Genomic DNA, 13702 nt, shown 5'->3' with positions numbered 1-13702 from the left:
TGATATGAAAAAGATGTTATGGCGGCATGTTCTCAGAGAATTCCGATTTTCATTTGCCAGATTCTTATCCATTACTGTTTTGCTGGGGTTAGGTGTGTTTGTGTTGATTGGGTTAAAAGTCACGGGGCCGGATATGCGCGCCACTGGAAATGATTATTACACGACTCATCGAATGGCTGATGCGGAGATTGTCAGCAATACCGGCATCACAAAAGCGGACCAAACCTATATGCGCCATCTGCCACACATTAAACGGATTGAGTTTGGCGCCACTCAGGATGCGGTCATCAAAGGAACTAATAGTGGCATTCGATTAACTTCCAAGACTGATCAAATTTCGACTAACCAGGTTACTAAAGGTCGGTTGCCAAGGAACAACCATGAAATTGCCCTCAGTAATCGTAAAAAGAGCTATTACAAGATTGGCCAATCACTTCACCTTGTTAATAATCAAGGCAAAGCAACCATAACCGGCTTGAAGCATACGACCTATCAAATTGTTGGCTTCGTGACTTCAAGCGACTATCTAATGAAAGAAAATTTGGGAGCCACATCAGCTGGGACAGGACAAATTGCGACGTTTGGCGTTGTGTCTAAGCCGGCTTTCACCAGCAGTCAGCCAACGGTTGTCCGGATCACTTACAACAATGTTTATGGAAAAAGCTATTCCAATCAATATGAAAACCAGGTTCAAGTAAACGTCGATACGGCTGAGAATCGTCTGAATAATCGGGCACAGAATCGTAGAAAACAATTGCAGCATACGGCGTTGATTAAGCTTAACCGCACTCAAGCTAAATTGACTACTAAGCAAAATCAACTCGATCAGCAGCGAACCCAGTTGACCAGCGCGCGCCAACGATTGAATCGCGCTAATCAGAAACTGGCCCAGATGAAAATGGTTGGGGCAGTTTCGGCCAGCCAATTAGCCAGCCAAATGGCGCAACTCACCGCCCAGCGACAGCAATTGCATCAAAACCAAATGAAAATAACTAAGGCAACCCAAAAATTAACGTCTGCGCAAGCTAAACTGAAGACGCAACGGCGTAAGATTAGTAAGTTGCCTGATGTGACTTACCAAATTCAAAGTCGTAACGACTACAACGCCGGCTACAATCAATTTGGTGAGGATGCCAAACGAATTGACGTGCTTTCCAATACCTTTCCAATTATCTTCTTTGCCGTGGCGCTGTTAGTCGGTTTCATCACCATGTCGCGGATGGCTGAAGAAAAACGATCGGAAATTGGCACATTGCGGGCCTTGGGTTATACGCGGTTAGATACGATGAAGGTTTTCCTGGTTTATGGGACAACGGCTGGCTTATTGGGGTCGGCGCTTGGGGCTTGGCTGGGCACTAGCTTGCTACCACGTAGAATTTTTGCCGCCTATGCAGCTAACTTTGTCATTCCAAACTTTCAGACCCCACCTTCTCTCTTTTGGATTAGCGTTTCAATTATTATTTCACTGATGTGCACACTGATTCCGGCGCTGTGGGCAACGGCGGTGATGCTTAAAGAACGGCCTGCAATTTTGATGCTCCCCAAGCCGCCAAAGTCTGGCTCAAAGGTGCTGCTAGAACGACTGCCATTTATTTGGCAACACCTGTCGTTTAACAATAAAGTCACGATTCGAAATTTGGCCCGCTATAAATCCCGGATGTTAATGACGATTATTGGGGTGTTGGGATGTACCGCGTTATTGATTACGGGCTTTGGGATTCGAGATTCGTTGAACGGTATTGTCACCACGCAATATCAAGATATTATTCATTATGATGTCATTGGCGTTTATAATCCGACCGCGAGTCAAGAAGAACAAACCGATTATCGCCAGGCCGCTGCCAACTTGAAGGGCGTCAAGCACGAGACGTCGATTGGCTACGAAACCGTTACTTTTCGTCCCAAGGGCGTTTCGAATAATCAGCCGATTTCACTAATTGTGCCAAAATCAACGACAGCTTTTAGGCAGTTTGCCACCCTTCGAAGCCCAGCTACTAAAAAGCCACTTCACTTTTCTAATAATGGCGCCATTATTACCCAGAAGATGGCCGTACTGGGGCACCTAAAAGTTGGTGATTACCTTACTGTCGAGCGTACGACTGGACAAAAAGACCGGATTCGAGTTGCTGGGATTACCGAAATGTACGCGGGCCATTCACTTTACATGAATGAGGCATATTACCGCAAAGCCTTTGGTCACAATGTTCAGGAAAACGCGAAAATGCTAATGTTAAAGGACCGAACGACTCAAAATATCGATCACATTTCCCGTCAACTGACAAAGCAAGATGCTTCATTGACGGCCATTCAATCGGATGATGCGAAAACGACGATCAACCATATTCTTGCTGGTTTAAATCATTTGGTGGTGATTATTATCGCGGCAGCTTCAATGCTGGCATTTGTCGTTTTATTTACGCTGACCAACATCAATGTCTCTGAACGGATTCGGGAATTGTCGACAATTAAAGTGCTTGGCTTTTATCCAATGGAAGTAGTGATGTACGTTTACCGGGAAACGTTTATTTTAACCCTAGCAGGAATCTTTTCTGGTTTTATCGCGGGAGCGTGGCTGCACAACTATATCATGCAAACCTTGCCGCCTGAGACTGCCATGGTCAAGATGACGCTTCTTTGGACGAACTTTACGACTGCGGGCGTGATGACGTTGATCTTCTCCGTGGTTGTCATGGGCATCATGGCGTATAAGATTAATCGAGTGGATATGTTAGGCGCGTTGAAGTCGGTTGATTAGGGTTATCGGCGAAAGGAATATGGATTTAATGTTCAATAGAAAGAATCCGAGGTTAATACCAGCACGATGTCGAAATCTATTCACTAAGACTTCTTTGAACAATTCTAGGATTAACCTAGAATATAATATTGAAAAGATTATTTCAGTTTTTGAAAAAAAGTTAGATTGGTGGGTAATAGAAACACTTTATATTTCCAATTTCAAATCCCTTCAAAACCCCAAATAGGCCTAAATCAAAATCTAGACAATTTTGATTTAGGCCTATTTGGGGTTGGTTTTTAGGTAAACATTACTTTTTAAGTGGTGCTCCCGGATCGCGGTCACCGGCTAACTGCTGGGTTACTTCCTCTGGAATGGGCAGCATTGGATCGATAACTTGATTATTGTGGTAAATTTTTTGATACATTGTTCGAAATTCACTCGGAGTTACCCCGCTTAACTTTTTAAATTGTTTCAGGAACAACTTGTCGTCAGAATAATAGGCATAGTTGCTCACTTCCTTAATGGATAAATTAGTTCGAATTAGTAGTACCTGTGCAGTTTGAATCTTGAGGTGAATCATGTAGTGCTTGGGCGACATGCCCACGTGTTTTTTAAATAGCCGCGAAACGTATTGGGGATTGAGTTCAGCTACGCTCGCAATATCATCCAAGGATGGAGAACGGTAAATATTAGTTCTAATCCATTCTTTTAATTGGGCCACTAGGGCGTTATTTTTGCCCGTATCATTTTTGATACCAATCGAATTGGCTAACTTGATTAATATCAATGTTATTAAAAGGTCTTGCTGGTTTTGACTAAATGTCAGCGTGCTATCAACGGTAAGAAGTTCATGGACCGATATCAATAAACTATCAATATTATTTAGATGATACTTATGACTCAACGCAATCATAGGATTGACAGTGAGCTGTTTTTCCACTTGGACTTGAAACTTACTTTGGGGACTTAAGAAATGGAGCCAATAAAATTCGATTGATGTTGTTGTCGATTCCGTTCCTTTCATGAGCGTAAAGGGGGGGATCATCAACACATCATTTGAATTTAAGGTCATATTATTTTCCCCAACTTGTAAGTGGATTGGGCCCTTTAGACAAATCATTAATTCGTAATCACCATGGTGGTATCGGGATTTGTGTTTCCAACCGGGATCAGCTGAAAAGAGGCCACCAGCCATGAAGGTGACAATTTGTTTTTCGTTAAGCGAGAAATTATTCATAAGCTAACCTCTAATCTGTGATGGGATAAATGGTACGGAGAGAACTTGTCAAAAACATACACTAAATGTTTGGATTAAGGCACTATAAATTCTAATTAATTTGGTAGGAAAGTGGCCATATCAATATTTACTGGGACCATGGCATCACCCTATTAACAATTATAGTTTAACATTAATTGACTGAAACCGCTTTAAAATATCATTTTTTGACACCAAATATCGTCATTTCTAAGTGTTTATCCTTCTGTGAAATCGCTATCATAATAAACGTGATCACATCATACAGAATTATTCGGCTGAATCTAACAGATTAGGTTAACTTTTTTTACGAAGGGAAGTTTTTAAGTTGTTAAAGCATCATAAATTGTTTGAATCTGCCACCGATCTGGCGGGTCCAGCGCCTGATTCAGCAGTTAATCCCGATACCTTGTCACCCGAGACGGGAAAACCATTTTCAAAATTAACCGTCTTCCGATTTTTAGCAGCGTTTGTCGTTTTTGCGGTTCTTAACAGCGCCGCCTTTACAATTAATGGGGGTAATTTATTGCCTCAGCATTTAAAAGATGTCGGTATGGGCAATCCAACTGCTGCGTATGGTGTCATTACCTCTGCTACGTCTCTTGTATCGTTGTTTGCCGGTTATATTTGGGGAACGATGTCAGATAAAACGCGGTCACGGTTTGGTAAACGGACCCCTTGGATTTTCTGGGGATCTCTTGTTGCCGGTGTTGGTCTCTATTTGCTGGGATCGTTTCAAACAACACTGAATTTAACCTTGGCCTACTGTTTTAACACGCTAGGGCAGAATGCCATTCAAACGCCAATGTATGCCTTTTTAGCTGATCGTGTCCCAAAGAATGTTCGGGGAACTCTATCGGCGGGATTAGGAGCCACTTCGATTGGCCTCCCAATTGGGCAATTTATTAGCTCATACTTTTTGGGGCGGTCATATCAAAACGTTGGTTTCATTGTCGGCGGCGTACTAATTGCTTTATCTGGATTACTTGCCCTGGTAATTATTCCCCGGGAACCGTCTTCTAAAAACGCGAGGGAAGAACAGGACAAAACGATTAAAGATGTTTTAGTCACCTTGTTGCCACCAAAATTAGCTGGGGCTCATGATTTTTATAAATCCTGTGTTGGTCGTTTTCTAATTATGACAAGTTATACGATGGTGATGCAATATTTACTGTATATCTTGGAAAATTATATTGGTCAATCAACGATCGAAGCTGCTAAGTCAATGAACCGGTTGTCCATGTTCACATTGATTGTTTCATTGGTTGGATTAGTGATTTCTGGGCCAATGTCGGACTACATTAAGCGGCGAAAAGTTCCCGTTGTAACTGGTGGAATTTTGATGATTATTGGCACATTCATTCCGTTGTTTATCAGATCGACGGCTGGGGTTATCGGGTACGCAATATTTGCCGGCCTAGGCTATGGCATTTATTTGGCGGTTGACGGTGCCTTAAATATGGATGTGATTCCCGAACAAGCCAAGATTGATAAGAATACTGGAAAGTATATTGGCTTTAGTAACCTAACCAATACCCTTGGGTTAACAGCAGCACCAATGGCAACTTCACTCATTGTGACCATGACGGGATCATACGGATTAGCCTTTATTGGGTCAATTGCCGCAACGATTGTGGGTATTATCTTTATCCTAACGATTAAGCATGTTAAGTAGACTGGATTTTTATTATTAAATAAGGAAGCGTGATATTAATGGATGCATTAACTCAATTATCAGTAACTGACGTACAAATTACTTCAACTTTTTGGCAACGTTATCGAAATATTATTGCCAAAGAGGCTGTTCCGTTTCAATGGGACATGATTAACGACAAAGGCAAAATGGACGTAACCAATGCCGATGCTGCCGGTGGTGCAGCTGACCATAGTGGCGCCATTGAAAATTTAAAAATTGCGGCAGGACGCGCTAAGGGCCACCACTTTGGCTTTGTTTTCCAAGATACTGACGTCTACAAATGGTTAGAAACGGTTTCTTATGTATTGAAATATCATTTTGATCAAAAAATGAAGGATGCCGCTGATTGGACGATTGATCTGATCGCTGATGCTCAAGATAAAAATGGGTACTTATCGACGTATTTCCAAATTGACGCGCCGAAACGAAAATTTAAACGGTTGCAACAATCGCATGAGCTTTATTCAATGGGCCATTATATTGAAGCGGGTGTTGCCTACTATGAATCAACTGGAAGCCAAAAAGCCCTTGAAATTGCTGAAAAAATGGCTGGTTGCATCAATAGTAACTTCGGCCCGGAAGACGGCAAAATCCATGGCTATGATGGTCATCCAGAAATTGAACTTGCCCTCGCGAAACTCTATGAAACGACGAAGAATCGAACGTATTTAAACTTAGCTAAGTATTTCATTACGGAGCGGGGTCAAGACTTAAAGTTCTTTGATCGTCAGAACGAAGCGGATGGCATTGATAACGACTTCTTCGCCGAATTACGGACAATCGGTGATCGCTATTACTTCGCTGATAAACCCATAACTGAACAGAAGGACGCCCATGGTCATGCGGTTCGGGTTCTATATTTCTGTACCGGCTTGGCCCACGTTGCTCGAATTGAGCATGATAAAAAGTTATTGAAAGCAGCAGATACGATTTGGGATGACATCGTTAAAAAGCAACTATACGTCACTGGTAATGTCGGCCAAACGGTCACCGGCGAAGCTTTCACCTATGATTATGATTTACCAAATGATACGGATTACGGCGAGACCTGCGCCTCAGTCTCAATGGCTTTCTTTACCAAACAAATGCTTGCAAACAAGCTAGCTGGAAAGTTTGGCGATGTGATTGAAAAGGAAATCTTTAACGGTGCGCTGAGCGGAATTGCTTTAGATGGTAAGCACTATTTTTACGCCAACCCACTAGAGGCGGATCCAGTTGCAAGCAAGCTTAATCCTGGCAAAAAGCATATTGCTCTGAGAAGATCGTCATGGTTTGCCTGTGCCTGTTGTCCAGCCAACATTACCAGGTTAATTGCCTCGCTCGATCAGTATCTGTACGAGATTCATGACAACACGATTTTGTCACACCAATTTATTGCCAATGACGCCAAGTTTAGCGATGGAATTGAAATTCACCAACAAGGCAATTTCCCCTGGGATGGTAATATTAGCTATCAAATTAGCAATCCGAACCGCAGTAAATTTTCCTTTGGCATTCGAATCCCGGCTTGGAGTCTAGATAAGTTTATCCTCAAAGTTAATGACAAAGTGGTTAACACGAAGCTTAACGACGATATTCTTTACGTTCCGATTGATAAAAGTGTAACGAGTATCTCGCTGGTGCTTAACATGGCTGCGCGGCTTGTACGGGCAAATACGAATGTGAACGCGGATATAGGAAAAGTCGCTATTCAACGAGGCCCAATCGTATACTGTGCAGAGGGTGTTGATAATTCTCAACCACTCTGGCGTTACATCTTAGGTGAAGCACCATCATTCAAGTATACTTATGAACCTCAATTGTTAGATGGGGTTGGGACACTGACAACCGATGATGCCTATTGTCTTGAGGGTGATCCGGAAGAAGCGTTGTACACCTTTGATAAACCAAAGGGTGCTCAGAAAGCGCATTTAACACTTATTCCATATTATGCCTGGGCTAATCGAGATGAAAAACAAATGACCGTTTGGATCCGCCAAAATGGCATTTGAGTGTCATTGTGGCCAAAAATAAATAGTCATGCAGGTTGCTGGCTAAGGAACTGACCATTTAAGGCGATAAACCAATCATTCCGGAATTGGAAGTAATTGATTTATCGCCTTAAATTTTGAAACTAAGCTGTTGAATTGTTTGTTTTATAAAAATTGAGTTCCATGGGAATTTACTGGCGTGCTTGGTTTTAAACTAATGTATTTTTTTCGGTATTGAGATGGTGACATCCCGTAATGCTTCTTGAATGCCATTGAGAAGTAGTAAATGTTTTGGTACCCAACCCGGGTTGCAATTTTACTAACTTGATCGGAAGTGAGTAGCAGGTATTTAGTGGCTTCTTCCAGGCGATACTTCGTGAGTAACATGTTTGGCGTAATTCCAAATGTTTTCTTCATATATATTGAAACGGAATTTGGATGGATGTGAAATTGCTTGCCGAGCTCCTCATAAGTGATCTTTTCGTCATAGTGGTCCTCAATGTATCTCTGAATCTTGTTAGCAATTACAACAGTAGGCGATTCTGGAGGGGTTTGCACCTGTACTTGTTGTAACAAATCAATAAATAGTTGCTGAGCTTTCCAAAATTCGATCGAGTTTTGAGTGGTATCTGAGTGATTCTCATTGGCCCTTCGACTGTTAGCGAAAATTTTCTTAATCATAGAAAAGACGGTTTTCTCATTAGGAATTGGCTGTTGTTTTTGCAAAAACAACGTCACCATTGAGGTGTAGTAATGAATTGCCGGAACAGGAATTAGGGATTGGACTTGCTTAGGTTCACCAGCCTGTACGTAATTGCCGGTGGTTGCGAAATGAATCCAATAGTATTCGGTTGTCTCATCCATTGGCTTCCAGGAATAGTGATGAACTTGAGGTTGCAAAACAAACATTTCACCGGCGTGAACCGTATACTGAGTGTCATCTTCAGCAATATATAATTTGCCCCGCTGCATAAACATCATGACGAAAAACTGAAAATTCTTCCGGTTGGGATGACGTTCTCCTGGACTAAATACCACGTGACCACTTTGAATATAAGTGGGGGTTGGTAGACAAGAAATTGATAAAAAATGTTTGGTCATAGTAGACTCCTTCATTGATTCAACAAGTAATTAATTATTCAACAATGGGATTAATATAAAAAACATATTGAATACCATAAAATTAATTCAAATAAGGGGATATGTCAAACACTTATTTTATAATTGTAAACGGTTTTTAGAAGATAAACGCTAGTATATAGGCACTTGTTGCTTGTGTAATAACGAAAATATAAATATTGTTGATTGTGTGTTTTTATATAAAAGGTTACTTCGATACTGGATTCTAACATGTGATTTAGTGTTGTATTCTATTAATCGTAAGCGGTTGCAATGATATATAAATTCATAGCTTCATTGTTGAAACCCATTTTTTATCAGAAAGGACGTATCAAAATGAAACCGGTGTCATATTACAACGTTAAATATTTACCAAATTCAACTTTGAAAGAAAAGTTTGAACGAAATGTTAATTGGATGTTATCCCTTACCCCAGACCAACTTTTATACAATTATCGAATCAATGCAGGGTTGGACACAAAGGGTGCGACACCGTTAACTGTTTGGGAATCACCTGACTGGTTCTTTAGAGGTCATTTTACAGGTCATTATCTTTCAGGTGCTTCCAGAAGCTTTGTTGAACTTAATAACATGGAAGATACAAAAGAAGCCAATGAGCTTAAGGATCGGGTTAACAAGATTGTTGATGGCTTAAAGGAATGCCAAGAAAAGTTTGACACATTTGAAGAATTTCCAGGTTACCTAGCTGCTGAACCTTCAAAGCGTTTTGATGATGTCGAAAAGTTACGGTTCAACGGTAACCATTACGTACCGTATTATGCCGTTCAGAAGTTAATGGATGGTTTGATGGATGCTTATGAATTTGCTGGTAATCAAACCGCGCTTGAATTAACGATGAACATGACCCACTACTTCGAGAAACGAATGGAACGCCTTACCCCAGAACAAATCAATGCAATGATTGACACTCGTTGGTATCAAGGTAAAGGTCACTATGTCTATCATCAAGAATTTGGTGCTATGCATCGAACGTTACTTCGTTTATACGAAATCACTGATAAGAAGCAAAAGGATATCTTTGATTTAGCTCAAAAGTTTGACCGTAAATGGTTCCGTGACATGCTGATCAACAATGATGATGAATTAGGCTACTACTCATGTCACGCAAACACCGAATTAGTTTGTGCCGAAGGAATGCTGGAATATTATCATGTGACTGGCGACGAGAATTACAAAAAAGGCGTTGTTAATTACATGAACTGGATGCACGATGGCCACGAATTACCCACTAAAGGCATTTCAGGTCGTTCAGCATACCCAGCTCCTGCCGATTATGGTTCAGAACTATATGATTACCCAGAAATGTTCTTCAAGCACTTATCTATGTTAAACGGTGAAAGTTGCTGCAGCCATGATTTGAACTTCCTGAGTTCAGAATTATTCGCTGACACTAAGGATGCAACGTTGCTTGACGATTATGAAATTCGGTTCATCAATGCGATCATGGCTCAGCAGAATAATGACAGCGCTATCGCTGAGTATTTGTACAACTTGAGTGTTGCCCCTAACTCAACCAAAGAATACAGTCACACTGGTTTCTGGTGCTGTACAGGTAGTGGTACTGAACGCCACTCGACCTTAGTTGATGGAATTTACTACACGGACAAAAAGGATATCTACGTTGGTCAATACTTCGACTCAATCCTTGATTTGAAGGACCAAGGCGTTACGGTTACTCAGGATTCACACTATCCAGAACAACACTTTGCTCACATTACGGTTGAAGCTGCCAAGTCACAAGAATTCACCGTTTATCTACGAGTTCCAAAGTGGAGCCGAAATACCACAATTTCAGTTGATGGTGAGAACGTTGATGCAGAACCAAAGAACGGGTTTGTTGCAATCAAGCGCACTTGGGGTAAGAAAGCTGAAATTACCGTTAACTTTGATTTTGAACTTCGTTATCAAACGCTTGCTGATAGATTTAACCGAGTTGCAATCTACTACGGTCCAATTCTTTTAGCAGCCCAAACAAAAGACTTGCCTGCTTCAACTAAGCCTGCCAAAGAATACTTGAAGGATCTTGTCAAAGTCGAAGGCCAGAACCAATTCCGTCTTGCCGGAACCAACATCATCTTTAAGTCACTGCCAGCAATTCCTGGAGACACACCATATAACGTTTATGTAAAAGTTCCTGACGAAAATGTCGCAACTGTGATTGATACTCAAAACGATAGCGATAAGCCAGTGAATGAAGAACGTGAATGGACATTGGCCGTTGACCCAGAAAAGAAGAACTATTTGAAGATTACCTATGACCGCTTAGATGGTGATATCTATAGTTTCCAAATTGAAGATGATCAAAAGGTTCTCTTTACGCAAACCATGAAGAGCGAGGAATGGCCTGAAGATTCATATTATATCTACCCATTACCATTAGATGCTACTAAGGGTAAAAATAAACTCAATATTAAGATCAAGCCACTTGATTACGAAGGTTTGAACTTTGATATTGCAAACATTAATAAGATTGAATCAATGGTTGCCACAAAATAATCAATCAAGACGCCAGGAGGGGTTTATAAATGAAGTCGGATTTTCTGACAGTAACGCAAAGTAAACGAGGAGCAATTACCAGCTTTAAGCTCAATGACGATAAATCGAATATGAATTGGGTGATTGACCCGGGTTATCTCGAGTCCCTCGGATATGATGACTTAGACAAACTCTTTGGTGAATTCAATATTACTGTAAATGGTCAAAAGCATCGAAGCATTGACCAGATACCTGAAGTTACCGGTGATGAGACCCATAGTACGGTGACCTTCAAAGCGGCTGGGCTAACGTTGAAACAGAATTTTGAACTTGAAAAGGATGCATTTAAGTGGGACTTCTCAATTCAAAATGAGACTCAAGAAGATGCGACCATTGAAAACTTAGGCCTTTGGATTAGCTTGGCTTACGTCATGTTTAGAGATAAAAATGTTAAACGTAATGCGAACCAATCAGTTGCCGTTTTCCCACAGATTTCTAAGAATTACACCAAATTAGCTGCTGTCCGCCGTGATAATACCAACCCGAATCTAGGAGTTTACCAAACCAAGGGAAAAGTTCTCTCAGTTGGAACATTCAACGATTACACTAATCGATTCTTCGAGAATGTTTCGCCTTCACTGGATGGCATGTTGTTCCACGAAATTGTCCTGGCTGGTGGTTATGACGATGATCGTCGCCCACACCATGACTGGATTTATCCTCAAGATAGTCTGGTGCTTAAAGCTGGCGATACGAAAGATTGGGAGTTCTACCTCAAGCCATTTACCAGCCATCAGGACTTTTACGACATTGCGACTAAGGACTTTGGGCATCCCCGATTCTCGTTTGAACCAATGATTTCTCAAGGATCCGATCAGATCTTTACAGTCAAGTTGGCAAAGGATCAGAAACTCCAAAAGATTTTAGTTCGTTATAAATCTGGCCAGCAAACAATTGATCAGGATATGACGAAGGATTTGAAAGACGATCGTTTGGTCTATCGGCCTGAAGGATTAGGAGAACACCAAGTGATCCTATCCTTTGATGATGGCACGGTTGATATGGGTGTCTTCAACGTGATGAGTTCAATCAATGAACTGCTACGTAACCGAGCGAATTATGTTTCGGAACATTCATATGCGGGTAAAGATGGCAAGGTTCCTTACAGCTTTGGCCCGGTTTCTAATCAAGGTGAGTCGATTGGTAAGATGACCTTCATCCTTCAGGAATGCCTCTTGGATGACAAGGTAAAAGACGCTGACAAACAAATTGCTCAGGTTGAGGAAAGTGCTGTGAAGTACGTCCGCGAAAAGTGGTTCGTCAATGGCGATTTTCGCAAGCCTGCTAAGCTTTATGGTGATTTTTACCGCTTGATGGATCTTGAGTACATTGCCCATATGTTCTACCTGTTGTCGAAATGTCCAGCATCTTCATTGAAGTTAAACAAACCCAATGACTACTTATCATGGGCTGCTCAAGTGTTCGATGTTCGGGTTAACCCGGATTTGAATGAAGATGAGCGGGCTAAGACTGAGGCCCAGATGCTGGGAACTTATGGATTATACATTGAAGATTTACTAGCAGATTTAAAGAAAAATGGTTTGGATAAAGAATACTCAGAAATTTCAAAGTCATGGAAAGCCGTCACAGACCGGTTGGCAAAAACCAGCAGTACATTAGATGCTGCAATGACTGAACATTTCTTTGATAATGCCGGATTTGGCCCGGCTGCCAGTGCGTTAGCCCTTACTGGGAACGTTGGTGCAGCTAAGACCTATGGTGAGTTGCTAAAAGCCAATATTGGCTTTAGTAACGACTTCCGGTCACAAAGCCCAGATCGTTGGTGGGAAGCATTGTCCTACATGATTCACGCGCTTTGGGGCGGCTTAACCGCCGCATCTGCTCAAATTACAGGTGAAGAGCTTTCGGATCCTGAACTTGTTGAAGCGGCTTATCGGGCAACTGGCGCCATCCTCTATATGTATGATTCAAACGCAACGGCAACTGATCGGATGCTTGAACCAGGCGAGGCAGCCTCGACTTACAGCATCGCAGGCCCTAATTTGAACAGACCCGACCTTTCGCGGAATCGATTTGGACAATCAATCTTTGCTTCAGACGGTGGCATTTTTGCCAGACTGTTCCCTGATGGTTATACGGGAGAGGATGACTGGGATATGGGTGAAGAACTCGTTGCCTTCTTAAATGGATTTGGGCAGAAAACCTACATTTACACAGACACGAAGAAAGGACTCACGGCGATCAATGGTCGAATTAAGCAATTAGATGGTGACCGTTATGAAGTTCTGAGCTTTGCACCGTATATCAGTGAATACATTAATTTGGATAAGAAAAATGTGTTCAAGAGTAATTCAGACAACGTCATATTCAACGCTGCTACAGGAATGTTTGAATAGGCTGATGAGTCA

At 41.6% G+C, this 13702-nt stretch carries 7 protein-coding genes; 5 read left to right on the top strand and 2 right to left on the bottom strand.

Annotation, left to right across the window (positions count from 1 at the left end):
* Nucleotides 1-4 precede the first annotated feature (4 nt).
* Entirely contained in the window at nt 5-2755 is a 2751-nt protein-coding gene (locus tag FC98_RS02550) for an FtsX-like permease family protein (protein ID WP_054654453.1), read from the top strand.
* Nucleotides 2756-3044: 289 nt separating this feature from the next.
* Here FC98_RS02550 and FC98_RS02545 read toward each other — a convergent pair whose 3' ends face one another.
* A complete protein-coding gene (locus tag FC98_RS02545) occupies nt 3045-3974 on the bottom strand; it encodes an AraC family transcriptional regulator (RefSeq protein ID WP_056949152.1) in 930 nt (309 codons plus the stop codon).
* 346 nt (nt 3975-4320) lie between these two features.
* Here FC98_RS02545 and FC98_RS02540 point away from each other — a divergent pair, with 346 nt between their 5' ends.
* Nucleotides 4321-5667, top strand: a complete 1347-nt coding sequence (locus FC98_RS02540) for an MFS transporter (protein ID WP_082602719.1) — start codon at nt 4321-4323, stop codon at nt 5665-5667.
* A 38-nt stretch (nt 5668-5705) separates the two neighbouring features.
* Entirely contained in the window at nt 5706-7679 is a 1974-nt protein-coding gene (locus FC98_RS02535) for a glycoside hydrolase family 127 protein (protein WP_056949151.1), read from the top strand.
* Nucleotides 7680-7823: 144 nt separating this feature from the next.
* Here the strand turns inward: FC98_RS02535 and FC98_RS02530 are convergent, their stop codons facing one another.
* Nucleotides 7824-8759, bottom strand: a complete 936-nt coding sequence (locus FC98_RS02530) for an AraC family transcriptional regulator (RefSeq protein WP_056949150.1) — start codon at nt 8757-8759, stop codon at nt 7824-7826.
* Between the two features lie 354 nt (nt 8760-9113).
* Between FC98_RS02530 and FC98_RS02525 the strand changes: the two genes are divergently transcribed.
* Nucleotides 9114-11294 (top strand): beta-L-arabinofuranosidase domain-containing protein, encoded by a 2181-nt coding sequence (locus FC98_RS02525; protein ID WP_040471212.1) that lies wholly within the window; start codon nt 9114-9116, stop codon nt 11292-11294.
* A gap of 29 nt (nt 11295-11323) precedes the next feature.
* On the top strand, nt 11324-13690 hold the full coding sequence (locus FC98_RS02520; RefSeq protein ID WP_008856194.1) for a hypothetical protein: 2367 nt from the start codon (nt 11324-11326) through the stop codon (nt 13688-13690).
* Nucleotides 13691-13702 lie beyond the last annotated feature (12 nt).

This window comes from Lentilactobacillus kisonensis DSM 19906 = JCM 15041 (assembly GCF_001434135.1).
Taxonomy (GTDB): domain Bacteria; phylum Bacillota; class Bacilli; order Lactobacillales; family Lactobacillaceae; genus Lentilactobacillus; species Lentilactobacillus kisonensis.
This window is presented reverse-complemented; position numbering and strand designations above follow the sequence as displayed.